At 69.5% G+C, this 23,682-nt stretch carries 20 protein-coding genes and 3 pseudogenes; 14 read left to right on the forward strand and 9 right to left on the reverse strand.

The window, feature by feature from the left end; all coding sequences use genetic code 11:
* Positions 1 to 262: 262 nt before the first annotated feature.
* Genes I5Q34_RS27675 through I5Q34_RS27685 form a run of 3 tightly spaced genes read left to right on the forward strand, consistent with a single transcriptional unit; the run spans position 263 to position 1,883 of the window.
* Positions 263 to 526 (forward strand): hypothetical protein, encoded by a 264-nt coding sequence (locus I5Q34_RS27675; RefSeq protein ID WP_199895168.1) that lies wholly within the window; start codon positions 263 to 265, stop codon positions 524 to 526.
* Entirely contained in the window at positions 507 to 1,025 is a 519-nt protein-coding gene (locus I5Q34_RS27680; RefSeq protein WP_199895169.1) for a DUF6879 family protein, read from the forward strand. The genes I5Q34_RS27675 and I5Q34_RS27680 overlap by 20 nt, the downstream gene beginning before the upstream one ends.
* A 3-nt stretch (positions 1,026 to 1,028) precedes the next feature.
* Positions 1,029 to 1,883 carry a helix-turn-helix transcriptional regulator gene (locus I5Q34_RS27685; RefSeq protein ID WP_199895170.1) on the forward strand — a complete coding sequence of 285 codons (855 nt, stop codon included), beginning with the start codon at positions 1,029 to 1,031 and terminating at the stop codon, positions 1,881 to 1,883.
* A 741-nt stretch (positions 1,884 to 2,624) separates the two neighbouring features.
* On the opposite strand, the gene I5Q34_RS27690 is transcribed toward I5Q34_RS27685, so the two are convergent.
* Positions 2,625 to 3,008, reverse strand: coding sequence for a VOC family protein (locus I5Q34_RS27690; RefSeq protein WP_199895171.1), 384 nt, complete (start codon positions 3,006 to 3,008; stop codon positions 2,625 to 2,627).
* Between the two features lie 192 nt (positions 3,009 to 3,200).
* Here I5Q34_RS27690 and I5Q34_RS27695 point away from each other — a divergent pair, with 192 nt between their 5' ends.
* Positions 3,201 to 3,656, forward strand: coding sequence for a hypothetical protein (locus I5Q34_RS27695; protein ID WP_199895172.1), 456 nt, complete (start codon positions 3,201 to 3,203; stop codon positions 3,654 to 3,656).
* Between the two features lie 43 nt (positions 3,657 to 3,699).
* On the opposite strand, the gene I5Q34_RS27700 is transcribed toward I5Q34_RS27695, so the two are convergent.
* The gene (locus tag I5Q34_RS27700; protein ID WP_199895173.1) at positions 3,700 to 4,851 is read right to left on the reverse strand and encodes a damage-control phosphatase ARMT1 family protein; all 1,152 of its coding nucleotides are present in this window, start codon (positions 4,849 to 4,851) and stop codon (positions 3,700 to 3,702) included.
* 161 nt (positions 4,852 to 5,012) lie between these two features.
* Between I5Q34_RS27700 and I5Q34_RS27705 the strand changes: the two genes are divergently transcribed.
* Together I5Q34_RS27705 and I5Q34_RS27710 are read left to right on the forward strand one after the other, a co-directional pair.
* Positions 5,013 to 5,516, forward strand: a complete 504-nt coding sequence (locus I5Q34_RS27705; protein ID WP_199895174.1) for a hypothetical protein — start codon at positions 5,013 to 5,015, stop codon at positions 5,514 to 5,516.
* Positions 5,517 to 5,785: 269 nt separating this feature from the next.
* Positions 5,786 to 6,829 (forward strand): ribosome-inactivating family protein, encoded by a 1,044-nt coding sequence (locus I5Q34_RS27710; RefSeq protein WP_199895175.1) that lies wholly within the window; start codon positions 5,786 to 5,788, stop codon positions 6,827 to 6,829.
* Here I5Q34_RS27710 and I5Q34_RS27715 read toward each other — a convergent pair.
* Positions 6,808 to 7,029 (reverse strand): annotated as a pseudogene (locus tag I5Q34_RS27715) (VOC family protein); the annotation flags it as partial. The gene I5Q34_RS27710 and the pseudogene I5Q34_RS27715 sit on opposite strands and share 22 nt — an antisense overlap.
* Between I5Q34_RS27715 and I5Q34_RS35110 the strand changes: the two are divergent.
* The 4 genes from I5Q34_RS35110 to I5Q34_RS27740 all read left to right on the forward strand — a co-directional run bounded on the left by I5Q34_RS35110 (position 7,019) and on the right by I5Q34_RS27740 (position 11,554).
* Positions 7,019 to 7,381: a hypothetical protein gene (locus tag I5Q34_RS35110; RefSeq protein WP_234429668.1), complete on the forward strand. Its 363-nt coding sequence runs from the start codon at positions 7,019 to 7,021 to the stop codon at positions 7,379 to 7,381. The pseudogene I5Q34_RS27715 and the gene I5Q34_RS35110 overlap by 11 nt on opposite strands.
* Positions 7,382 to 7,528: 147 nt before the next feature.
* On the forward strand, positions 7,529 to 8,410 hold the full coding sequence (gene hchA / locus I5Q34_RS27725; protein WP_199895177.1) for a glyoxalase III HchA: 882 nt from the start codon (positions 7,529 to 7,531) through the stop codon (positions 8,408 to 8,410).
* 845 nt (positions 8,411 to 9,255) lie between these two features.
* Complete coding sequence (locus tag I5Q34_RS27735; RefSeq protein WP_199895178.1) at positions 9,256 to 9,474, forward strand: FtsX-like permease family protein; 219 nt, start codon at positions 9,256 to 9,258, stop codon at positions 9,472 to 9,474.
* Between the two features lie 619 nt (positions 9,475 to 10,093).
* On the forward strand, positions 10,094 to 11,554 hold the full coding sequence (locus tag I5Q34_RS27740; RefSeq protein WP_199895179.1) for a phosphatidylinositol-specific phospholipase C domain-containing protein: 1,461 nt from the start codon (positions 10,094 to 10,096) through the stop codon (positions 11,552 to 11,554).
* A gap of 25 nt (positions 11,555 to 11,579) precedes the next feature.
* Here I5Q34_RS27740 and I5Q34_RS35120 read toward each other — a convergent pair whose 3' ends face one another.
* Complete coding sequence (locus I5Q34_RS35120) at positions 11,580 to 12,056, reverse strand: MarR family winged helix-turn-helix transcriptional regulator (RefSeq protein WP_374193064.1); 477 nt, start codon at positions 12,054 to 12,056, stop codon at positions 11,580 to 11,582.
* A 138-nt stretch (positions 12,057 to 12,194) separates the two neighbouring features.
* On the opposite strand from I5Q34_RS35120, the gene I5Q34_RS27750 reads away from it, so the two are divergent.
* Both I5Q34_RS27750 and I5Q34_RS35125 read left to right on the forward strand, forming a co-directional pair.
* Positions 12,195 to 13,619, forward strand: a complete 1,425-nt coding sequence (locus tag I5Q34_RS27750; protein ID WP_234429623.1) for a chloride channel protein — start codon at positions 12,195 to 12,197, stop codon at positions 13,617 to 13,619.
* 343 nt (positions 13,620 to 13,962) lie between these two features.
* A pseudogene (locus tag I5Q34_RS35125) lies at positions 13,963 to 15,164 on the forward strand (cation:proton antiporter).
* 863 nt (positions 15,165 to 16,027) lie between these two features.
* Here I5Q34_RS35125 and I5Q34_RS27765 read toward each other — a convergent pair.
* On the reverse strand, positions 16,028 to 17,782 hold the full coding sequence (locus I5Q34_RS27765) for a SulP family inorganic anion transporter (RefSeq protein ID WP_199895184.1): 1,755 nt from the start codon (positions 17,780 to 17,782) through the stop codon (positions 16,028 to 16,030).
* Between the two features lie 560 nt (positions 17,783 to 18,342).
* Here I5Q34_RS27765 and I5Q34_RS27770 point away from each other — a divergent pair.
* On the forward strand, positions 18,343 to 19,740 hold the full coding sequence (locus I5Q34_RS27770) for an MFS transporter (protein ID WP_277965742.1): 1,398 nt from the start codon (positions 18,343 to 18,345) through the stop codon (positions 19,738 to 19,740).
* Positions 19,741 to 19,781: 41 nt separating this feature from the next.
* Positions 19,782 to 20,282 (forward strand): MarR family winged helix-turn-helix transcriptional regulator, encoded by a 501-nt coding sequence (locus I5Q34_RS27775; protein WP_199895185.1) that lies wholly within the window; start codon positions 19,782 to 19,784, stop codon positions 20,280 to 20,282.
* Positions 20,283 to 20,357: 75 nt separating this feature from the next.
* On the opposite strand, the gene I5Q34_RS27780 is transcribed toward I5Q34_RS27775, so the two are convergent.
* The 4 genes and pseudogenes from I5Q34_RS27780 to I5Q34_RS27795 form a co-directional block, all read right to left on the reverse strand.
* A complete protein-coding gene (locus I5Q34_RS27780; protein ID WP_307811745.1) occupies positions 20,358 to 21,131 on the reverse strand; it encodes a crotonase/enoyl-CoA hydratase family protein in 774 nt (257 codons plus the stop codon).
* A 106-nt stretch (positions 21,132 to 21,237) separates the two neighbouring features.
* A pseudogene (locus tag I5Q34_RS27785) lies at positions 21,238 to 22,399 on the reverse strand (TrkA family potassium uptake protein); the annotation flags it as partial.
* 171 nt (positions 22,400 to 22,570) lie between these two features.
* Positions 22,571 to 22,804 (reverse strand): helix-turn-helix transcriptional regulator, encoded by a 234-nt coding sequence (locus tag I5Q34_RS27790; RefSeq protein ID WP_199895186.1) that lies wholly within the window; start codon positions 22,802 to 22,804, stop codon positions 22,571 to 22,573.
* The gene (locus I5Q34_RS27795) at positions 22,804 to 23,388 is read right to left on the reverse strand and encodes a DUF2975 domain-containing protein (protein WP_199895187.1); all 585 of its coding nucleotides are present in this window, start codon (positions 23,386 to 23,388) and stop codon (positions 22,804 to 22,806) included. The genes I5Q34_RS27790 and I5Q34_RS27795 overlap by 1 nt, the downstream gene beginning before the upstream one ends.
* Between the last annotated feature and the right edge of the window lie 294 nt (positions 23,389 to 23,682).

Below are 23,682 nucleotides of genomic sequence, written 5' to 3' on the forward strand. Positions count from 1 at the left end.
CAGAACCGAGACACGGTCCTCGCCCGGAAGCGTGCCCGCTATGCGGCTCGTACTGCCTGACTGACCCCCGTTGGCCGCTCCCTCGCTGGGGTGGCTGACGGGGGCTTTCGGGCCGGCTGCGGGGTCCGCCCAAGCAGCGCACGGGAGTTGGGCCCCTGCGATTCGTAGGCCCGTTCCCGTTCCCGACGCCCTCTTGCGCTGATCAACCGGAGGGGTGACGCTCGTGCACACCTGTGCAACCGACTCGACAGCGGGAGCGAACGTGACTCTAAGGTTCCTGGGGATCATCCCGAACACTCCGGTTGATGACTCCCCCACGATCTGGCTGGACGAGGAGACGGGGGATCTCCTGATCCAGTCGTACAAGGCGACCGAGGAAGAGGTGAAGGCGTGCCAGGAGATCGGTTCGGTCCCCGGTCACTCCACGGATGTGCCGGATCACGAGACGATCATCCGGCTCCCCAAGGTCATGCTCCAGTACATCCCGCGACCGGAAGGCAGCACCGGTGAAGTACCCCGTACGTGAGGGGCTGGCCAAGGCTCAGCACTCCGCCGTGCATCTGGAGATGCGCGACGGCTACACCCCGGATGACGCGGAGTTCGCCCGTTGGCGCGCTGGCCACCGGTACGACGGCGATCCCGCCAAGTTGCCTGACTGGTGGGGAACTTGGCATGACTTGGTAGGCGAGACGACAGCGCGCGGTGTGGTGATGCGGCGTGCCCGGATCGTGTCCGAGCCCGTCACGGACTACATCCGGTATGAGCACGACATGACGTTCGCCAACGTGGCGGCGGGTGAGCTGGTCCGCTGGCTGCCCCGACGCAGAGCGGCAGACATTGCGTTGCCCGGTACTGATCTGTGGATGTTCGACGGCACGTCGGTGCTGTTCACGTACTTTTCCGGCGTCGGGGATGTCGTTGACCGGGAGTGGTGCACCGAACCGGCCGTCGTGGAGCTGGTGAGGTCGGCGTTCGAGGCCGTGTGGGAACGGGCGACTCCTCACGAGGAGTACCGGCCCCGCTGACCCATGGCCGTCTCACCCTCTTCAAGCGCTCAGCAGGCCCGGCAGGCTCTCGCGAATCGTCTCGCTGAGCTGTGCCGGGATGCTGGGATGACCGGCCAGGACATCGCGGATCGCTGCGCGTGGAGCCGTTCCAAGTCGTCGCGGATCATGAACGGCCGTACGCCCCCCTCCCCTGACGACATTCGGGCGTGGTGCCGGGCGACCGGCGCAGAGGACCAGACAGAGGACCTGCTTGCCTCGCTCCGGGCAGCCGAGGGCATGTGGGTGGAATGGCGCCGGATGGAGCGTGCGGGGCTCCGACGCGCCCAAGAGGCCGTCCTACCCCTGTTCGAGCGGACGCACCGTTTCCGTGCCTACTCCTCGTGGCTCGTGCCCGGCCTGATCCAGACCCACGGCTACACGGAAGCCGTGTTGCGCGCTGTCCAGCGACGGCGGGTCACGGTCGATGACGTGGCCGATGCCGTGGCCGTCCGCATGGAGCGTCAGCGCGTGTTGTACGAGGGTGACCGCCGCTTCGCGTTCCTGGTGGAGGAGTCGGTTCTACGGAACAGCCTGGGTAACGCGGACACGCAGCTTGAACAACTGGAGCACCTGCTTGCGCTCACAGGCGGCTCACTACCTAGCGTCAGCCTGGGCGTGGTGCCGACACGGCTTGGCCGGTCCCGGATGCCAGTAGAAGGGTTCTGGATCTACGACACGACACAGGTCATGGTCGAGCTGGTCTCTGGTCACCTCACGCTGACGCAGCCAAGCGAGGTCAAGGCGTACGCCGACACGTTCGCGATGCTGGCCGACATGGCGGTACACGGTGCGAAGGCCCGAGCGCTGATCACGAGCGCCATGGGCCGACTCCGCTAATTGGCGTGCAACATCGTGCACGGTGCTGGGAGTTGGGGTTCCACTGTTCCTAGCGTGGTCGTCATCGGACCATGCGAGGGGACGGCGACACGATGGCAGCGAAGACGGCCGACACAGACGCACGGCAGGACGAGTACACGACGTATGCGCCGAAGGGTGAGACGTGCCCCGCGTGCAGGAAGAAGATCCGACCGTTGGAGCGCTGCCGCCGCTCCAGCGTGGAACGGTCGTCCGGGTCCCCCGTCGTGGCGTACCGGCATGTGAACTGTGACGACCCCACGGAGGCCGGGAGCGGGCGGGACAAGTGAGGGCCCCCGCGAGGGTCCACAGACGCGCTGAGAGCCACTTACCGCCCCCGAAGCTAGTCAGCCTCATAGACATGCCAGACGGCCCGTACGCGGACTCGCCCGAGGGTTGGTGGACGGAGTGCGGCGGGGCGCTGGATAGGCGCTCAGGGGTCGTGTACTTCCCGCCGGGCAGCAACCCGCCACGTCGCCAGTTCCCCGACGAGTGACCCCCTAGGTTCCGCCCCTTCCGTGCTGACGGCGAATCGCACGGTGGGGGCGGGGACAGCCTCCCGATCGGACAAGCCAGAGCGAAGGGGTAGCCGTGCCCCATCTGAGAGACGTACTCAGGCTCTCGCCCCGGTCCGCCCTCGTATGCGGGGTGCCGCTGGAATGCCCCAGCGGTGAGAGGACGAGCCCCGGTCGGTGCTCCCCCCGAGTGCTGGCCGGGGCTCTCTTACGCGCTGACCAGGGCTGACCCGTAGAATTGGTAGTCCGGCGTATTCGGGTCCGCCAGCACGTCCCACTCGATCTCGTGATCCCGTCGGCGTATCACCGTCGCTCCGAGCCCGACGAGCCGCTCCGTATCACCCCATACGTCAAGGTGCATACGGTTCTTGACCGTCTTGCGCTCGGGCACCGGAACGATCCAGATCAACGGGCCGGCACCCGCCGGATCGACGATCGGCACGGGCCAGTGCTCCGGCCGCTCCGCGCCGTCGGGCTCGGCGCGCTGTGCGTAGCCGATGGCCGTGCACCACCAATCGGCCAGGGCATGGTGATCGACGGCGTCCAGGCAAAGGTCCTTGAAGCGGGCGGGTGCCGCGGTCGTGTCGCTCATGGACGCCATCCAAGCACGGGCCACTGACAATCCGGGGGCACCGAGTCGGAGCCCGCTTCCGGGACGACGCGGTCGAGAACGGTCGTGGTGCCCCCTTCCCCCAAGACATGGTGCACAAGGAACTGGGGATGCTTCTTGGTGGGCACAACCACATCCGTCCTGATCGGGATTCCCTTCGAAAGGACACCGCTCATGTCCTCCGGCCGTCGCCTGCTCGGCGTCCTCGTATCCGCCGGCGCTCTCCTCGCCACCGCCGCAGTGCCCGCCTCCGCTTCCGGCGCCGCCCCTTCGCGCGCCGCGGAAGGCCCCGCTCCGGGCAGGACTCCGGTCCTGGTCGACTGCCTGCGCCACGACCGGGTCGCGCCACGTGAGTACCTGCTGGCGTGCGGGGACGGAAACAACGGCCTGCGCACGCTGCGTTGGTCGGACTGGAAAACCGACATCGCGCACGGCGTGGGCAGGCAGGTCGCCAACGACTGCGTGCCGGACTGCGCTCGGGGCCGCTTCCACACGTTCCGGGTGCGCGTGGAGGTGTACCGGCCGGTGCCCCGGGCCGGAAAGGCTCCGTACTTCTCCCGGCTGAAGGTCATCTACCCCGGCCAACGCCCGCCGGGCTCCGGGCCGTCGGAGACCTACCCGTTGAGCTAGGACGACACCTGCCGCGCAGGTGTTCCTCCGGGGTGGATCCCTTTCACGAGCGGACCTGAACTACAGCGTGGGTGCCGGAAGTCCGCCAGTCCGGCGTGGTGCCGAGCTCCGCGAGAGTTCCTGTCCCGAGGCCGACGATGACGTCGGACTTCAGCGTGCGCAGTGCCGCGATCCGGCCCGGGAAGTGACCGGTGGCCGCGGCGAACGGGGTCGTCGGGTCCCACCAGCGGTCGCCGGCCAGCCGACGGTAGTTCAGGTCGCCCTTCAGGATCGTCACCGCGGCCGACGCGAACTCGTGCCGCAGGGCTTCCGGCATGGCGGTGTAGTCGAACGGTGCGCAGAAGAACGAGTCCGCCCGCACGCGCAACCGTCCGAGGGCGGCTGCCTCTCGCAACCGTTCCCCTGCGGCTCGGGCCTCGCCCTTGCTGAGCAGGAGCGCGCGCAGGCCGTCGGCGACGTCCGCGAGCGTGGCGTCGGAGACGTAGTACGGCGACGGCTTCACGTGCAGCACGACCTCGCCGGCCAGACCGTGCGCGAGGAGATGGTCGATGAGGGCCAGGTCCGCGACCATCTCACTGCCTGCGTTGTCGGCGACCACGGCAACCGTTCCGCCGGCCTCGGATCGGAGCAGCTCCCACAGGCGTGCGCTGTCGTCGGCCACCAAACCGGAGGCTTCGGTCCCCTGCCCCGCGGTGATCTGGAAGCCCAGGTCGGCGCGGTTGCCCCAGAGGCTCGACAGCAGCAGGGCCCGGCCCTGCTCCTCCTCGGCCAGTTCGACGACCTCACCGAGCCCGGCGATCTCCGCCGACACCGCCTCACCGGCGAGCTCGGCCTGCTTGAAAGGGGCGAACGGATCGACGCCCAGCCATGGCCCGGGCCTGAAGTAGCCGGTGGCCTCCAGGAGGCGTCGGTAGAAGAACGACTCCGCCCACAGGAACGGCACCTCCGCCCATGGGCGGCCGTACAGGCCGCTCCCCCGGTCGAGCCAGAGCCGGGCGTCAGCGGCGCCGTCCGGAAGCGGCCGGATCACGCCGTGGACGTTCTCCTCCGCGAGCACGGACAGCGCCCGGCGCTGCTCGGGGCCGAAAGGCCAGGCCTCCACCAGCCGTCCGATCAGCGCCGGATGCCGCTTGGTGAAGACGTCCCTGGCGAAGGGCGACTCGCTGGAAACGATGACCGGGGCTTGCTGGGCCATGAGCGTCTGTTCCTCTCGGAGCGGGATCGGGTCGAGGACGAGCATGCCGCGCCCCTGCCGATGGGAGTGCGACCGAGCCGAGGGGCGGCGAGGGCGGGGGCAAAGCCTTGCGGGCCCGGCCCGGCCGCCGCTCGCACAGGTTCATCGGCCATACTGCCGCCGTGGAGCACCACATAAGTCAGAACAGCCCGCCCGTACACGCCGCCGGGACCGATCCGGCGTTCGTCCCCGGCCTGCCCCCACCGCGCCCTGCCGAGGCGGAGGAGTCTCCCCCGGTACCGGCGGACGCCGTGCCGGATACTCGCGCCGCACCGGAACCGACGGCGGAAGCGGAGGCGGCTGTCGCCGAGGAGGAGCCGCGGCCGGTGGCCGACGGCCCGGTCTTCGAGGTGTCCGACCGGCGCGGTTCGATCACCGTCGACAGCACCGGCGTCACGTTCCGGCTGGACGACGAGACGGCCGGGTTCGGCTGGCCGGAGATCGGCGCGGTGGAGATGAGCGTCCCCCGGTTCGGCCGCCGGCTCACCGTCACCGTCCATACCACCAGGCGCCGCAGCTACGACGCCGTCGTCGAAGCGCCCAACCGGAGTCTGCCCAAGCAGTGGGCGACGGAACTGGACGCCGTGCTGGACTCCTACTTCGAGGACACCGGGACCACGGACTGACCGGCGATCAGACGAAGTACGGCCAGGCACGGGGCCGGACCTGAAAAAGCGCGGTCGTTGTTCACTCGTTGTCCACCAGGGACGGCAGCGCGTCGTCTCCGGTGAACAACGGCGTCGCCGGCTGATGGACGGCGTGGTTCCGGATGTGGTCCTCGCGGACGGCCTCTCCACGCCCTCCGGTGGATTGTGCGGTTTCTCCTGAAAGGAAATCCTTGCACCGCAGCGTTCGGCATCTCCGAAATATCCGAACGTGCGCGAAAGGAGAAGCAATGACGCACCATGGCCCGACTCACCGACGGACCTGGCGAACCGTTGTCGCCACCGCCGCCCTGGCGGCCGGCTTCGGTTCGACGGCCGCGGCCCCGACGGCCTGGGCCGCACCGTCGGCGGCGGACCAGGCGGTCCAGGTCTCGGACGGCACCGGCCACCGGAGGGCCGAGCGGTCCCTCGCCCCCGATCCGCAGGTGACGTTCTCCGGCATCGGCAGCAACTCCCCGTACCAGTACATGGCGTTCGTCAACCAGGTACGGGATGCCGTGAGCGAGGAGATACCTCGCGGCACCGTCACCGACAGCTCCGGCATCCGCCGGACCAGAGCGGACCGGAACCCGCTCGCCGTCCGGCTGAGCCCCGGCGAGAACGCCGACGCCGCGGCCATCGACCTCATGATCCGCCCCGACACCCTCTATGTGGTGGGCTGGCGCACCCGGAACCAGAACTACTGGCTCCAGGACGACCACGCACCCCGCCCCGCGGGATACGCCGACGCGGGCTTCGGCGGCAGCTACACCGAACTCGCCGGCGCAGCCGGGCAGGGGCGCGGTGAGATCCGCCTCGGACAGCCCGCGATGGAGGACGCCGTCCGCACGCTGGCCCGGGACAACGCGTCGGCCCGCGACCGCGCCCACGCCATGACCGTCCTGGTCCAAATGGTCAGCGAAGCCGCCCGCTTCAACGGGATCGCCCAGTCCATCAGCGGAACCGCCTCGGCGGAACCACCGCGCCGTGGCGGTTCCCGGGACCTGAGGTGGTACGAGGGAACGCAGCCGAACGCCGCCGTCCTGGACATGGAGAACAACTGGGGCGCCCTGTCCCGGGTCCTCGCCGAACTGGGCAACCGGCAGCCGGTGACCAACCCCGTCCGCATCGGCAACCTCCAGGTTACCGAACTCGAGCAACTGCGACGCCTGTTGACCGTGGCCAACCGCACCGACATCGCCAACGCCGGACCGGCGCTGCCCCGGCAACCGGACGTGCACCTGCTCGACGGAGGGCCGACGTCGGGAAGCCACTACAAGCACGACGAGCTGTAACCACCGTGTCCGCCGGGCCGAAAGCCGGGACATGGCCAGACGGGTCGGATCCGGGCGTGCAGGAGGCGGAATCCGTTGCCTTCCGGGTCGGCCAGGACGTACCGGCTCTCGGTGCCGGTCCGGCCGACGTCGACGGGCCGGGCGCCGGGAGCGAGCAGCCGCTCCAACTCGGCGGCCTGGTCGCGGTCGGTGGCGCTGACGAAAAAGTTCGGCCCGGCGCATGCCGGATCCTCAGCAGGAGACTTTGGGCTGATCGGCCTCAAGGACGCCGAAGGATGGGCCGTCACCGGGCACCACAACGACGTCCTCATCCATATCGGCCCCGATGAACCTCAGGATCAGTCGGAGATCACTGTCGGGCTGTCCGGACGTTCCAAGCGCCACCGGGACGGCACTGACCTTCACACCGTCCACGTGGAGGACAAGCGAGGCTCAGGCGGGCTCCGGCTCGGCGGCACGGAGGAGGGCGGCGATCTTGCCCGGTATGCCGAGGGTGACCGGCAGCTCCGGGTCAGGTGCGTCTGCGTTGACCGCCGCGATCCACGCACCTGAATGGACAGATCGACGTGCCGGATCAACCTGCGAACGGTACCTTATTCCTCAACACCATAAGTTGGCCATCCGTTTCGCCTTCATCGGCCGCGCAGCCATCGCATTGCCACCAGGGTTTTCGGAGGGTGATGAAAGAAGGTCGTTACCATGTCGCACCTCGTAGACGATCCGAGCAAAGACCCCGCGCCGGATCCGGCCGAGGACAACGCGTATTTCCCTTCGCCGTATTCGCTGAGTCGGTACGTGTCACCGAAGACCGACTTCGATGGGGTGCGACATCAGGGCGCCTACACTCAGGGGAGGTGGAAGGTACTGATGATTGCGGCCGAGGAGCGCTATCTTCTGCTGAAGAACGGGAAAATGTTCTCCACGGGAAATCATCCGGTCGAAACGCTTCTCCCGCTTCATCACATGATGGAGGCAGGCTTCGACGTTGACGTCGCTACGGTGGGGGGCTACCCGGCGAAGCTGGAGCTGTGGGCCATGCCGCGGGAAGACAGAGCGGTGCTGGCAGCATACGAATCAGTCAAGCCGAGACTCAAGCAGCCGAAGAAACTTTCCGATGTCACCGCCAACAGCCTCGGAGAAGACTCGGACTATATCGCCGTTTTCATCCCTGGAGGACATGGCGCTATGGTCGGTTTGCCGACCAGTGAAGCGGTGGGTCAGACGCTTGACTGGGCCCTGGAGAATGACAAGTTCGTCATCACCTTGTGCCACGGCCCGGCTGCACTGCTGGCTGCCTCACTGGGTAAAGACGAATCACCCTTCAAGGGGTACTCGGCCTGCGTCTTCCCCGACGCGTTCGATGAGGGGCCGAATATCGAGATCGGCTATCTTCCCGGCCGTTTGCAGTGGCTCGTCGCCGATCTGCTGAGCAGGCAAGGGCTGAATGTCATCAACGAAGACATGACGGGCAGGACCCACCAGGACCGCAAACTCCTCACGGGCGACAGCCCCCTCGCCTCCCATAAGCTCGGTCTGCTCGCAGCTGACGCCCTCATCGAAGCGGCCCAAACCGCCGGCTGAACTTCTGGCGGGGCTGCCCGGATAGATCACTCGGCGCGGCTGTACGGCTGGCGACCGGGGAGGACGCGACACGGCCGCACCTGACGCCAGTGCTCTCGTCGAAGACGAGGCGTGGTACGCGACTGGCGGGAGCGAGAACCGGGCGCCCGGGCACCAGTCAAGGCGGTAGCCGAGCAGCGCGGCCGCCAGGACCGCGCCAAGCGAGGTCTCCATGCAGGCGGCTCTGCCAGGCCACCAGCATGCGCTGTGCCGACGGCGGCGCCCGGTGCCTCGCCCTTCGCCGCGGTGAGCGGGCGACGCCCGATCCGCCGGGCGGCCCGGGCGGTGTGGCGGAAGGGCAGGTGCAGCAGCACCAGGGCGAGCGCGAACCCGGCCGCTGCGGCCGGCCGCTCGCCCAAGGTGCCGGTATGGACGGTGGAGTACGCCTCCATGCTGGTCACGACCACCACCTCCACCACGGCCGACGTCCCGGTGCCTGCCCGTCGTGGGCAAGGCCCTGGGCGGCCGGCGCGTCCACGACCGCGTGAACGTCGGCGGCGGCCTGCCCGCCTCCCGCGTGCCGCGGTTGTTGTCGGCCGATGTGGCTTCAGCGCCTGCCGGCGGCGGTCGCGCCTCGTTCAACTGCCCGCCGCACAAGGTGATCCACCCCTGGTCCTTTGTGGTTCCGGAGATCAGGGGCGGGGCAGCGGCAGGCCGGGGTGCCGCAGGCGCTGGCCCCGTATGCGTGCAGGGTGAAGGTCTCCGGCCCGGGGGCCCCGGCGGTGTCGGAGGCGTCCAGGACAGGCCCGATCCGCTCCCACAACCGGATCGGGCCGCCTTGTGGACCTGTCATCCGCCTCCTCGGCGTGCTCGGCGCGAGCATCGGCACGGTCATGGGCGTCTTCCTCGGCTGGGCGATGGTACGCACCCTCCAGGCGAACGTCGCGGGCTACGAGTTGGTCCTGCCCTGGGGCCGCCTCGCCCTCACCATCCTGATCGCCCTGGCAGGCGCGCTGCTCGCATCTCTCCGGCCCGCCCGCAGGGCCGCCCGCCTCGACATCCCCGCCGCGACAGCAGCCCCGTAAACCCCGCCACCCAGCAGACGCGTCCCCGGTCTGCCACCATGATCGGCTGCGCAGCCTCACGGACTGCGCAGCCGATCATGGTGGCAGCGAGCAGGCCAGGCATGACAGACCAACCCCAGTGGCACAAGAGGCGAAAGAAGCTCCCCCTCCACATCGGACAGATCCGTCACATACGCAGCACGCCGACCAGCCACCGCCCGCCTCCCCCGAAGGAGCGACCACCAAGTCAGCTTCCCCGCAAGGGACTTCTCAGACACCCTCCAGCCTCGCGCAGACGCGGGAGCAGGCACAGCAGGAAACCGGCACGGCTTCGGCGGTTCTCAGGGTGGCGCCAACCACCAAGATCAGGTGGTTACCTGTCTCGACCGTACCCGAGTGGCCTTTCGGGCGAGGAGTGAGAGCCCGTCCCTGCTCTGCTTCGATCGCATCGTGGCTGAATCTGTGCGTACTGGAATGTCCGGATAACGCAGGGTTCAACTGGAGTTTCCCCATGGGAAACTTGGCCGTCTTTTGGATCTTTGAAGGGACTTCCATGCCTCGAATTTCCCCTCGCCATGTCCGTATCGGGCCAAGACGGCGGCTGCGCCGGCTGACACACTTGGTCACGGTTGGTGCCGCCATGAGTGCGGTACTGCTCGCGCCCGGTTCCGCCGGGGCAAGCGGGACCACCTTCACCGACGCCTACCATGACCTCGGGCCGGCGTCGAAGGCGGACTGGATGAAGGACCTCGCGGGCAGCACCTGGCTGGCGGGACTGTCCCTGCCCGGCACCCATGACACCCTCTCCATTCACGGAGCGGCCATGACGGAGACTCAGGAGAACTTCGGCGACAGCGCGAACACGCTGACAGCGCAGTTGGAGCGGGGCATCCGTGCTGTCGACATCCGGGTCCGTGTCACCGAGAACCGGTACTTCACGGTTCACCACGGAAAGGTCTACCAGAAGGCGAATTTCGATGACGTCCTGAAAAAGGCCCAGAACTTCCTGGGCCAGCACAAGAACGAGACGATCGTCATGCGATTGAAGGCCGAATGCTCGCGCGGGAACGAGAAGGTAGGCATCGGCGACTGCGAGAACGATCCGAAGACCGTTGACAGCGCGAAGATCGAATCGATCTTCAAGGACTATGTATCCCGGTACCCCGACCTCTTCTACCGCCCGTCGGTAGAGGGGAGAGCGGGGGTGCCCCGCCTCTCACAGGTCCGCGGCAAGATCGTGCTGGGCAGCTTCGACCACGTCGACGGCCAATACGGGATCAACTCCTTCAACAACCACCAAGAGGATCACTGGAAACCGGCCAACATTCCGGAGAAGTTCGACCTCGTCAAGGCGAACATCGAGCGGGCCGTCCGTGACGGCAGCGGTGAGATGTACGTGACGTACACGTCCGCATCCACGGTTCCCGACCTGTCGCCCGCCGGGTTCGCGGGCGGATACGGGTGGCACAGAAACCAGCCCGCCGTTCCCGGCGTCAACGTCCGGCTGATGCAGTACCTGAACGACGGAGGGGGCAATGGCCGCCTCGGTGTCGTCATGATGGACTTCCCCGGCTGGGCCCTGGTGGAGAACATCATCGCCCGGAACCAGGGCAATGTCGTCAAGGGCAGCCACCAGGCGATCTGGCTGGTCAACGCCGACAAGACCTATGTCGACACCAAGTACAACCGGTGCATGGTGCGGGGACCCGAGTTCGACAGTTCCAAGACCGGCGGCCTGGTCACCCAGCGCGCGTGCCAGTCGAAGGCGCCCAGCAGCCACCGGTGGGGGGTCGAGAAGCCCTCGTACGACGGCAAGGGCTACTACCAGATCAAGTCCAGCAACGGCTCGTGCCTGACGGTCCCCTACAACAACGGCACCCCGCCGTCGGCCGGGACCCAGCTGTTCTGGTGGGGATGTGAGACCCGCTGGTTCGCGGGCAGCCAGCTGTGGAACGTCATCCCGACTCAGGCCGAAGTCGGAGGCGAGCGCAGGACGGCCTACAAGTTCATCAACAACTGGACCGGGCAGTGCCTGTCGGTGGACCCGTCCACCGCCTCCGCCCCGGGCGGCAAGGTGACCCAGGACACCTGCCCGAAGTAACCGCCGCACCGGGATGGAACCGGTGTCATCGTGGTTGGCGCCTCTCACGCTGTCGGCGGCTGCGCCGCGGGGTGCCAGCGGTGCTGTCAAGTTGCTCTGGTGCCCGCTTTACGAGTGGTTCCGGCGATGCCGCCGGCGCGCCCCGCGTCGCAGGAGCCATCCGGGCGACGATCGCGGCGATCTCCTCACGGCGCCGGCCGGTGACCTCCTCGACGATGCGCAGCCCCTCGGCCGTCAGCCGCATCATCGTCTCCCGGCGGTTGTCGGGGTTGATCTCACGGGAGATCAACCCCGCGGTGTGGAGGCGGTCGACCATCCGCATCGCCGTGGACGGATTGACCCCCAGCAATTCGGCCAGTGTCACCAGCTTCACCGGGCCATTCGTGGAAAGCACCACCAGCAGCCGGAACTGCGGCAAGGTCACCCGGTCCTCCACCGCCGCCAGCGACCGCGCCAATACGGCCACCAGCACGCGAGAGGCGGTCAACACCGCACGGGTCACTGCGGCAACATCATCGGTGTCCCGCGGCAGAGGACGCGAACGCTTGGGCACAACACCCTTTCTATCGTGCCGGAATCGACGCTGCCGCCCCTCCTCTTGACAACCTTTGCATAATGCAAAGCGAGTGAGGAGGGGGACATGAGCGGTATACCCACCACGGACTCCGCCGACATATCCGCCGACACCCGACCACCCCAAGCCACCCGCCTGCGCGTACCGGACCGGATAAGCCGGGCCCCCTGGGCCCTGACCGTCCTCGCCCCGATCACCGGGGCGGCAGCCGCACTCGGCTCGATCGGCTTCCACCAGCTGACCGACGCCCTCACCCGCGTCTTCTCCGGCAGCGCCGACTACGCGAGCGCCGGTCACGCCGCCCACCCGCTGATACCGGGGCTCGGCCCGTACTTCGTGCTCCTCGCCCCCGTCATCGGCGGGATGCTCTACGGGCCGCTGATCCACCGCTTCGCCCCCGGCCCCATCGGCCATGGACTGCCCGAGGTGATGCTCGCCGCCTCCCGGCCCGGCGCCGGTCTCGGGGTCCGGCCCACGGCCGCCAAGGCCCTGGCCTCCGCCGTGTGCATCGGTTCCGGCGGATCGCTGGGCCGCACCGGACCCGTCGTCCAGGTCGGCTCCGCCCTCGGATGCCTCCTCGGCCGCCTGACCAAGACTCCCCCGGACCAGGTACGAGTGCTTCTGGCCTGTGGCGCGGCGGGCGGTGTCGCCGCCACCTTCAACGCCCCTCTCACCGGCGCGTTCTTCGCCGTGGAACTGATCCTGCGCACCTACACCGTCGAGGTGTTCGGCGCGGTCGCGCTGGCCGGCATCACCGCCGACGTCCTCACCCGTACGGCCCTCGGTACCACCGTCTTCCTGCCCCTGCCCGATCCGGGGCCCGCGCAAGCGGCCCAACTACCGCTCCTGTTCCTCCTCGGCGTGGGCGCGGCAGCCGTCAGTGCGGTCTTCACCCGCGTGCTGTACCTGGTCGAGGACGCGTGCACCCGCGCCTGGCGGGGACCGCAGTGGCTGCGCCCGGCCGCAGGCGGACTCCTCCTGGGCACCCTGCTCCTCGCCCTGCCGCAGCTGTACGGCTCCGGCTTCCCGGTCATCGGGACGGTCGTCGACGGTGGCTACCTGCCGGGACTCCTGCTCCTGCTGCTGGCGGGAAAGATCTTCGCCGCGAGCCTGACGCTGGGCATCGGCGGAGCCGGCGGGGTCTTCGCCCCCAGCCTGTTCGCCGGCGCCGCGCTCGGCGCCGCCTACGGCAGTGCGGCCCGCGGGCTGCTGCCCGGCGTCGCGGGGCCGGCCACCCTCTACGCCCTGGCCGGCATGGCCGCGGTCCTCGCCGGTTGCTCGGGCACACCGGTCACCGCGATCACACTCCTCTTCGAACTGACCGGCCAATACACCATAGTTCCTCCGGTCATGCTCACCGTGGTCGTCTCGGCCCTCACCGCCCGTCTGCTGTGTCGCCACACCATTCACACCCTCAAACTCAGCCGCCGCGGCGTGACACTCCCCACCCCTATGACCGAGCCACCTCGAGCAAATCCGAACACCGGATAGCGGGTTACCGCGCAAACCGTGTGCGTCCACAGAATTGACCTGCGGGTCCGGTTCCCCACTCATTCGGGTGGGGAACCGGACCGCATCCCCCCGGTAAAGCACGCCGACGTCCTAGGGTCATGGTCGGACAGATCGGAAATTCGATGCGCTCCGAGTAGCGGGCAAAGGCCAGTTGCTCATCCGGTGAGGACATCTGTGCGGAATTCCCGCCTGCTTGACCACGAGAGACATCAGCACGGTGAAGGACTCTTCGCTGGACGCCATCATCCTGGCCGACATCGCCGTCATCCTGTTCGTCGGCGTCGCGGTCAGCCCACTCCGTGCGCGTCTGCGCCAACCGGTCGTGGTCGGAGAGATCGCGGCCGGCCTCCTCCTGGGCCCGAGCGTGCTCGGACTCCTCCCCGGCGACCTTCCCGCCCTTCTCTTCCCTCCGGCCGTTCGCCCGCACCTGTCCACCATCGCTCAAGTGGGCATTGTCCTCTTCATGTTCATCGCGGGCTGGGAACTCGACTTTCACCCCCTGAGAGGCCGCCTCCGCTCCGTCTTCACGATCACAACCGTCTCCCTGGCGATCCCCTTCACGCTCGCAGTAGCCGTTGCCACCGTGCTGATCACCCAGCACCCCGCCGTCACTTCTCCGGACACCCCTACCGCGGTCTTCCCGCTCTTCATGGGCATCGTTCTGTCCATCAGCGCGCTGTCCGTGCTCGTGCGCATCATCAAGGAGAACGGGCTCCACAGCAGTCGATCGGCACGATGGCCACGACCTGCGGCGCCGTCACCGAAGCCATCGCCTGGTGCTCTGTCGTCGCACTGTTCACCACAGCCCACGAAGGCGGCCTCACGAACTGTCTACGGCCTCTGCTGCAAATCCTGCTCTACGCCCTCGTCATGGCATGCGCGGTGCGCCCCCTGCTGCACCGGTTCCTGCACCGTGACAGACAGGCCGGACACCCGCTGCTGTTCATTCTGGTGATCAGCGGCGGCGTCCTGCTCTCCTCCTGTGCCACCGCGCGGCTCGGTGTCCACTCGGTGCTGGGCGCCTTCGCCTTCGGCCTGACCATGCCCCGCGACCTCCCTCCGGACCTGCGCCAGTCCCTCGAAGAGCCGCTCCACAACACCGGCGCCCTGCTCATCCCGGTCTTCTTCGCCCTCACCGGACTCTCCGTCGACATCACCGAACTCGGACCGGCCGGCGCGATCGAACTCGCCGCCTTCCTCGCTGTCGCATGGGCCGGCAAATACGCCGGAACGTTCGCCGGTGCCCGTCTGACCGGCCTTCCCCGCAACGAAGCCAACCTGCTGGCCACGCTTCTCAACACCCGAGGGCTCAGCGAAGTCATCATGCTCACCCTCGGGCGCGACGCCGGGATCATCACCGACGAGGTCTTCACCGCGATGCTCCTGACAGCTCTCCTGGCCACGGCGTCCGTCAATCCACTGGTACGGGCCCTCACGACCGCTTCCTCGGCCGGCCTCGCGCACATGCCCGCTCAGGCCGCACACCTTCAGTCGGCTCGGATCGCCAAGGAGCACACGCCCTGAACCGCCGACGGGCCGGAGCCACTGAACTGCAGAACAGCTCGTCCCCCTCTTTCCTCGGTCCCGCCTCCTCACCAGCAACGAAACCTCCGATCACACCGCACAGGTATCCGCCAGCCGATTGGGCGTTCCCTCAACCGGAGGACCAGAGAGCGTGAGGGGAATCCTGTGGGCTCTGTGCATGAGCGCACTGACCAGCAAGGGCAATCTCCGGACTCCGGGACGAGCCGAAGATACGATGTTAAGAACACGTCAAAGAGCACAGGCGACTGGGAAATTCCAGATCAGCAGTCAGGCCAGTTACCCGCCGCTCCAGTGCGGGGCATGCGGACCATTTTCGGCTCCGGTTCGCCTGCCATCGTCTACTCCTGTTCGTGGGAGGCGTGTTCGTGTGTCCCGATCTGTAAGCAGAGTTCTTGCGCCGGGTGTCCCGATTCCTTCCAGGGCTCACCACCGGCGCTGCTGGGATTCCAATGTCCGGGGAGAAGGTAGGAGTTGTGGTCTTGCCGGGACTGACCACGACCGCGGGGCACTGCGGTGGTGCGCCGGCTGCGGGTGTCGTCCATGAAGGGGGTGGGCCGTGCTCGCTCCGCATGTGAGCGCAACACCGCTGCCGGGCACCGGCGTACGGTACGACCCGACGGCGAAGGACAACCGTCGCCTGTCCGAGATGCGCATGCTTTCGAGGACGGGCGCCTCGGTGGCGACGGTGCCGCGGCGGATGGCGACGATTCCGTCTCCCGGGCCAGGGTTCCGGCTGGCCGGCGGCGAGACGCTGATCGTCCCGCGCCCGCGGCACGGTGTCCGGGTGCGGGATGCTCATGGTGGCTTCCCCGGAGACGCCCGGGCGGGATCCGGCGCTTGACTCATCGGCCACTCCCCTCGGCTGAACCCGGCCTGTTCCGCCCTTTGTTGACCAACGGTGCGGGACTGGCGGGGACCGGCCGGCGGCCGCCGTCGGGGGCGGTGATGTGACGTCGCGCGTGGTGGATGGCGTCGGTGAGCGTGGTGAAGGAGTGAAGCGTGTCGTGGGTGACGGCGGCAGTGAGTTGGTGCCGGAGGGGCTGGGGGATGCCGGAGAGCAGGACTCGGGCGTTCCGGCGGTGGTGGGCGTCCATGGTCTGCCGAAGGGCGAGCAGGCTGGTGGCATCGCAGGCGTAGACGCCGGACAGGTCCACGATGACCACGATGGTCTCGGCCCGGGCGACCGGCTCAAGCATGCGTTGCGCCGTGGTGAAGAGCAGCGGGCCTTCGAGCCGGTAGACGGCGACTGCGGTGTCGGCGTTCGGCGTGGGCGGGTTCTGGCGGGGAAGACGGACGGGCAGGTGATGGACCCGGGCGGCCTGCGTCACGGTGCGCAAGGCGAGGGCGGCGGTCAGAAGTACGCCGACGGCGACGGCGGTGACGAGATCGACCGCCACGGTGACGCCTGCGGTGACGGCGGTGACGGCGAGCGGTCCGTGGCCGGTGCGGGCGAGTGACCGCAGTGCCGCGAGGTCGATCATGCGCCAGGCCGTGAAGAGGAGGATGCCGGCGAGCGCGGCGAGGGGGACGGCGGAGACCAGGGTGCCCGCGGCCAGGACGGCGAGGGCGATGACGGCGGAGTTGGCGAGGGCGGCCAGGCGGGTGGTGGCGCCGGAGCGGATGTTGATGCCGGTACGGCAGACGGTGCCGGTGGCGGCCATCCCGCCGCAGAGAGACGCAGCGATGTTGGCCGCTGCCTGGCCGAACAGGACCCGGTCGCCGTCGTACCGGTGCGTGGTACCTGTCATGGTGTCCGCCGCGGAGGCGGTCATCAGCGACTCCAGGGCGCCCAGAGCCGCCACGGTGAACACCGACGGCAGCAGATCGGGTACGGCCTCCGGCCGAAGGTATCCGGCCGACGGGGCCGACAGCCCGGCCGGCAAGGGGCCGATGAGGGCCAGCGGCAGTTGGAGGAACCGCGCCCCCGCTGTCGCGGCGGCGACCGTCAGGAGCGGCCACGGCCAGCCCGGCCGGAGTCGGTTCCCGGCCAGACACGCCGTCAGCACCGCGAGCGTCGTCGCCGCCGGCGGCACGGCACCGCTGCCGGCGCCTGCGAGCGCCCGGCCCGCGCCGATCAGGACGCCGCCTTCGCCGGGCGCGCCGCCGCCGAGGGCCAGGGGGATCTGCTGGCACACGATCACCAGGGAACTGCCGGTGATGAAGCCGGTCAGTACCGGCGCCGGCACCAGGTGCACGAACCGGCTGGCACCCAGCAGGGCCATGACCAGCAGCACCAGGCCCGCGAGCAGGCCACAGGTCAGCACCCCGGGCGCCCCGTGGGCGTGGGCGACGGGGAGCAGGACGACGGCCATGACACCGGTGGGACCGGTGATCTGCCAACGGGAGCCGCCGAGCAGCGCCGCCACGGCTCCGGCGACCACGGCACCGACCAGCCCGGCCCGCGCCCCCAGACCGGCGGCGACGCCGAAGCCGAGCGCCATCGGCAGCGCGGCCACGGCCACGGTCGCCCCGGCCAGCAGGTTCGTCACCGGCGCGCGCTTCAGCTGGGCGAACTCGACCCGACCGGGCAGCAGGACCCTGAACCGCCGCACCGCCACAAAACCAGCGGAGTATTGCAGCGGTCTTCTTCTGGACATGCGGTCTCCTTTTCATCCCATGCGATGGGTGGGTATACACGGGGACCCGCAGGGCTGGAGACGCGAATCAGGAACAGCAGCGTGCAGAGCTTCCCGGCCGGCCGATCGGTACGCCGGACCAGGGGCCGGCGCTGCGACCCATCATGAATTGGCGGACGCAGCGTGCCGCTTTCCTCCGCTGAAACGTCGCAGAGTTCCATCGCCGGCCACAAGAGAGAAATGTCGTTCGAGGCATTCCCTGCAAGGTCGCCTCCAGAAGAAAAAGACAGAAGGAATTTCGATGCATTGCGCAGCTCAAGCGGGGGCGTGCGGCGGATTCGCGCGCCCGGTAGCGCGCGGCCCGGGCCGGGCGTGCTCCGTGCGCCCGCATCGCGTCGGATACCGAATACTTCGGTTACCGATGTAACTTCGGCGGTACGGCGGAGCCGGAACCGTACCCACGCCAGGCCCCGGCTCCGTCGTCGGCAGGGCTGGCCGACCGTACGTGGAGGTACAAGGTGTCCAGTGACTTGAGGCGGGAGCGAATACGGCCGCGCGGAAGCGCAGGGCGCCTTCCGGAGGTGCTGATACGGGAGCGGGCCCGGCCGGAGCGGATACGCTCCCACCCCGCGGCCTGGCGGCTGGCCGTGGCCACGGTGTGCTTCGGGGCCTTCATGGGCCAGCTCGACGCCAGTGTCGTCACCCTGATCTTCCCCAGCCTGCGTGCCGAGTTCGGCGTTTCGCTCACCGCGGTGACGTGGGTGTCCCTCGCCTACCTGCTCACCCTCGTCGCCCTCCTGCTGCCTGCCGGGCGCCTCTCCGACGCCCGTGGTCGCAAGCTCCTCTACCTGTACGGGTTCGTCGTCTTCACCGCCGCCTCCGCAAGCTGCGCCCTCGCCCCCACGCTCGCGGTGCTCATCGCCGTGCGCGTGGTCCAAGCGGCGGGCGCGGCGCTGATGCAGGCCAACAGCGTCGCGCTGGTGGCCACCAGCGCACCTCCCGGCCGGCTGCGCACGGCGCTCGGTGTCCAGGCCACGGCCCAGGCTCTCGGGCTCGCGCTCGGGCCGCTGGTCGGCGGGGCACTCGTCACGACCCTCGGCTGGCGCTGGATCTTCGCGCTCAACGTCCCTGTCGGGGTGATCACCGTCGTCGCGGGCCACTACCTGCTGCCGCGTACCCGCCACCGCCACAGCGCGCCCGGCTTCGACTGGCCGGGGCCGGTTCTCCTGGCCGCGGCCACCAGTTGCACGCTGCTGGCCTTGTCCGCTCTCTCCCGTGCCCCCGTCTTCCCCTGGCGGACGATCGCCCTGCTCATGGTCGCGGCCGGCGCGGTGGCGGCGTTCATCGCATGGCAGCGACGGACGTCCCACCCGTTGCTCGGCCCGGAGTTGCTGCGGCCGAGGCCCGTGCGGTTCGGTCTGGCCGGGGCCCTGTGCGGCTACCTCGTCCTCTTCGGTCCCCTGGTCCTGGTTCCCCTCGTGCTGACCGCGCACGGCTCCGATGCGCTGGAGGCGGGACTGGTACTGACCTGGCTGCCGGGCGGCTTCGCCCTCGGCGCCGCCCTGGCCGAGAGGACCCTGCCCCGTGCGTGGGGCGAAAGGGCCCGATGTACGTGCGGCGCGGCCATGGGCACCGCCGCGCTCGCCGCGCTGTGCGCGCTGCCGCTCACCCCGACCGTGCTGCCGCCCTTCCTCGCCCTGCTCGGCCTCGGGCTGGGGGTGTTCATCCCCGCCAACAACGCCCTGGTCATGGCCGCGATCCCGCCGCGCTGCTCCGGCACGGGCGGCGGCCTGGTCAACATGGCCCGCGGAACCGGCACCGCTCTCGGCGTCGCCCTGGTCGCCCTCGCCCTCCAGCTCCCCGGCACCGCTGTCTGGCCCCAACCGCCGCACCGGGCGGTCCTCGTGCTGCTGGCGGCAGCCGTGATCACCCTCACCACCAGTCGCCTGTCACGGCCTGCTCCGGTAACTTCGCGCTGACGGCACCCGGTTGATCGGCAGTTCCGGATTACAGTGGCCACATGCCCCCGCAGCACAGGCCCGCCGAGCCGTCACCGGCCGGCCCGGACACCGCGAACACGCCGGAGGCCCGGCTGCTGACCGAAGCCGTCACCCGCCTGCGCCGCGCGCTGCGGGCCTCGATCCGTACCGACTACCCATGGGAGACCCTGCCCATGGCCCAGGTCGAACTCCTCCAGGTCCTGGCGGAACACTCACCCGCCCGCGTCGGCGACCTCGCCACCCGCCAACGCCTGGCCTTCAGCACCGTCAGCGGCCTCATAGGGCAAATGATCAACGCGGGCCTCGTCGCCCGGGCCACCGATCCCCACGACCGCCGCGCCTCCGCCGTCACCCTCACCGACACCGGCCGACGCCAGCTCACGGCCTGGTCCGACGCCCACGAACAACGCCTCAGCGACGCACTCGCGGCACTGCCCGACGACGAACGGGCCACGGTCCGCGCCGCCCTGCCCGCCCTGCTGCGCATCGCCGACCTGCTGGACCCGAACACCCCTGCCTGAACCCGGAGCCCGCCAGGACGCGTCGGCACCGCCGACCGCGGCCGCAAGGCCGCGATGCCGCGCCGCCGGAACGCCTCAACGCCTACGCCAGACCGGCGGGCGCTTCTCCGCGAAGGCGCGGGCCCCCTCCTCCGCGTCCTTCGAGGCGTTCACCGGGGCGGCGATCTCGTCCTGTGCCGCGAAGGCCGCCGCGTCGCTGCGGCCGCCGCAGACTTGCTGCACGCGCTTGATGGCGGCCAGCGCGAGAGGGGCGTTGCGGGCGATCCGGTGGGCCAGCTCCAGCGCGGCCGACAGGCTCTCGCCATCGGCAACGACCCGGTTGACCAGACCGAAACGCTCGGCCGTCGCGGCCGTCAGCGGCTCGCCGGTGAGCAACGCCTCCATGGCGACGTGGTAGGGCAGGCACTGCGGCAGCCGCAGGGCGCCGCCCTCGGCCGGGATGAGGCCGCGGGTCACCTCGGAGAGCGCGAAGAGGGCGGAGCGCCCGCACACGATCAGGTCGCAGGCGAGGGCGAGTTCGAACCCGCCGCCGAGTGCCCAGCCCTCGACGGCGGCGATCAGCGGCTTCTCCGGATGGGCCCGGGTGAGCCCGCAGAATCCCTGGTCGCCGATGAGGGGTATGCCCTCGGTCGGGAACGCCTTGAGGTCCATGCCGGCGCTGAAGGTGCCCCCGGCGCCCGTGATCACTCCGACCGACAGCGCGTCGTCGTCCGCGAAGCGCCGCAGTGCGTCGGCAAGTTGCTGCGACACCGCGCGGTTGACCGCGTTGCGGGCCTCGGCCCGGTCGATGGTCATGACGCAGACCCGGTCCTGGACGGACGTGGTCACCACTTCCTTCACGTGCTCCACCCTTCGTGGTCCTCCCGTCCACCGGCCCGGTGTCCGGCACTCCGCTCGACGACACCTGCCCAGCGGCGCCGACGGGCACTCCCGTCGTGCGGAACTCCTCGACCGGTCACCTGCCGAGGAGTTCGCCGAGGCCTTGGCGGGTGGCGGCGAGCACGACCCGGTCCTGTGGGCGCAGGACGTATCCCCGGTGGAGGTCCCAGACGAGGGTCTGGGGGCGTTCGCCGGGTGCGTGGGGCGGTGGCGGGGCGGCGAGGTCGGGGAGGCGGTCGTCGGGTTCGGTGGTGTCCAGGGCGATGACGCGCCAGGCGCCGGGGCGGAAGGCTTCGGCGACGGTCCGGCCCTCCAGCTCGGGGTGGCCGCGGACTTCGACGGCGGCGAAGATGAGGACGCGTCGTTCGACGGGGATGGCACCGAGTATGTGGCGGCCCATCATGGCTCCGGCGAAGGCGGGGGCGGCGAGGGTGGAGACGCTGCGGCTGCGGGTGAGGGCGTGCGGGTGGGCGGTCCGCAGGGTGCGGTGAACGGCGGTGGCGAACTGGTCGTCGAAGAGCCGGAGGGCGACGCGCAGCCGGGGCTGGAGGGCACGTGCGGACAGCGCGGCTTCCAGATTGGTGCTGTCCGTGCTGGTCAGCGCGAGGAGGGCCTGGGCGCGGTGGGCGTGGGCGGCCTCCAGCACGCCTTCCTCGGTGGCGTCGCCCAGGATGACGGGGACGCGCAGGCGGCGGGCGAGGGCGATGCCGCGTGCCTGGGGGTCTTCCTCCACGCACACCACGGGGATGTTCATCTCCCGCAGCCGCGCGAGGACTCGGGTGCCGACCTTGCCCAGGCCGAGGAGGACGACGTGTCCGGACAGCCGGCGCGGCGGGCGGCGCAGTGCGGAGGCGCTGCGGAAGGTGCCCAGTCCTTCGAGCGCGGCGGCGACGAGGACGGGGAGGAGCAGCATGCCGGTCAGTCCGGAGAGGAGCTGGAGGAGTTTGCGGGCGACGGGTTCGTCGGTCGCCGTGCTCACCGCGGTGTCGTCCGGCAGGAGCAACGGGCCGTCGCCACTGGTCTCCGAGCCTTCCGCGCCTCCGGGGTCGTCGGTGGTCGACGACAGCAGCGCCAAGGTGCACAGCCCCGGGTCGGCGACCTGGCGCGGGCCGGGGGCGTGCGTTCCCGGACGTGACCATGGGGTGCGCGGCTCTCAGCGGTTTGTGCGCGTCGGCAGGCGCCGTGGCCCTGGCCCGGACAGCGGGCTGCGACCACGTGACATCGTGAAGAACCGGAACTTGTCGGCCTGATCGCTCTGTGGACGGCGCGGTGAGCAGCCGTCACCGCCGCCCTCCGGCTACTCGGCCTGCTCCTCGGTCAACCGGCCGGGCTCCCCGGATGCGCGGCCGACGCCGCGCTCGTCAAGGGCGGCCTGGCCACTCCTGGTGGGCCCCGCAGGGGACAACTGGCTAGGCCGGCTCGGCGGGGTCGTGGGTGATCAGGTCTCCCGGCTGGCACTGGAGGACATCGCAGATCCTCGACAGGGTCGAGAAGCGGATGGCCTTGGCCCGCCCGTTCTTGAGCACGGACAGGTTGACGACGGTGATGCCGACCTGCGCGGACAGTTCGGTGAGTGTCATGCCGCGCTCGGAGAGGAGCCGGTCGAGGTGGATCCGGATCGCGTGGAGTTCCTCTTCGGGCATCAGATGGTCCCTTCGAGGTCCTCTCGCATGCGCACGCCCTCACGCATGATCTTCCCCATGATCACTGCGGCGAGACCGGCGAGGACGAGCACCTGCGGCCCGGAGACCGTCGGCCCGGAACCTACGGCCGGCGCCATGCTCCCGACGAGCCAGGACTGCGACCAGCCGACGGCGAGGCCGGTCAGCGGTGTTCCCACGGCGACGAACCAGCCGAGAACGGAGAGCCGTTGCGAGGCCGCGTCGGTGAACGGCCCCTGCAGCAGGACCGCCTTGAGCAGCCGGGAGAAGAGCAGCAGCGCGAGGGAACCGAACAGCAGCCAGGGCAGTTCGCCCCCGAGGTCGGCGGCGCGCTGCCCCGCGGAGGGACTGTCCTGGCAGAGGCGCGCGGCACTGCTGGACGCATCCACGCCCTTGCCGAGCGGCAGGTTGTCCGCCAGCGGGGCATTGCGCCAGAAGCCCGTCTGCACGCAGACCGCCCCGTCGTCGAGCATGTGCGTGACCCCCGTGCCGATGAAGGCGAGCCCGCAGAGCACCGCCAGCGCAAAGGTGACCGAGGCCAGGGTCCTCGTGAGTCGTGTGTTCACCGCGTGCCTTCCTATCGATTTTCGATATGCTCAAGACTAGAGGAGCATATCGATATTCGACAAGTTCACGGCCGCCGACGAGACTGCCCCGGCGGAGCCGGAAGGCGACTTCCATCCGGGATCGGCCGACGGGAGCGTTCAGACACCTCTGCGATCGGGCGGCTCCGGCCTTCAGTTGAGTGCGAAGCCAAGTGGGGAACCCGAGCAGGCCCGGGGAAAGTCGCGGATCTCCACCACCGTTCGCCCGCGTACACATTCCCGGCCGCCGGCGCCCTGCCGGCCACCCTCGCCGTC

The organism is Streptomyces sp. AV19, from assembly GCF_015999245.1.
Taxonomy (GTDB): Bacteria; Actinomycetota; Actinomycetes; order Streptomycetales; family Streptomycetaceae; genus Streptomyces.

Excerpts from the sequence above, each read along its gene's own strand:
- I5Q34_RS27685 (WP_199895170.1), top strand. The coding sequence starts at position 1,029 with ATGGCCGTCTCACCCTCTTCAAGCGCTCAGCAGGCCCGGCAGGCTCTC.
- I5Q34_RS27690 (WP_199895171.1), bottom strand. The coding sequence starts at position 3,008 with ATGAGCGACACGACCGCGGCACCCGCCCGCTTCAAGGACCTTTGCCTG.
- I5Q34_RS27695 (WP_199895172.1), top strand. The coding sequence starts at position 3,201 with ATGTCCTCCGGCCGTCGCCTGCTCGGCGTCCTCGTATCCGCCGGCGCT.
- I5Q34_RS27700 (WP_199895173.1), bottom strand. The coding sequence starts at position 4,851 with ATGGCCCAGCAAGCCCCGGTCATCGTTTCCAGCGAGTCGCCCTTCGCC.
- I5Q34_RS27710 (WP_199895175.1), top strand. The coding sequence starts at position 5,786 with ATGACGCACCATGGCCCGACTCACCGACGGACCTGGCGAACCGTTGTC.
- hchA (WP_199895177.1), top strand. The coding sequence starts at position 7,529 with ATGTCGCACCTCGTAGACGATCCGAGCAAAGACCCCGCGCCGGATCCG.
- I5Q34_RS27740 (WP_199895179.1), top strand. The coding sequence starts at position 10,094 with ATGAGTGCGGTACTGCTCGCGCCCGGTTCCGCCGGGGCAAGCGGGACC.
- I5Q34_RS27750 (WP_234429623.1), top strand. The coding sequence starts at position 12,195 with ATGAGCGGTATACCCACCACGGACTCCGCCGACATATCCGCCGACACC.
- I5Q34_RS27765 (WP_199895184.1), bottom strand. The coding sequence starts at position 17,782 with ATGTCCAGAAGAAGACCGCTGCAATACTCCGCTGGTTTTGTGGCGGTG.
- I5Q34_RS27775 (WP_199895185.1), top strand. The coding sequence starts at position 19,782 with ATGCCCCCGCAGCACAGGCCCGCCGAGCCGTCACCGGCCGGCCCGGAC.
- I5Q34_RS27790 (WP_199895186.1), bottom strand. The coding sequence starts at position 22,804 with ATGCCCGAAGAGGAACTCCACGCGATCCGGATCCACCTCGACCGGCTC.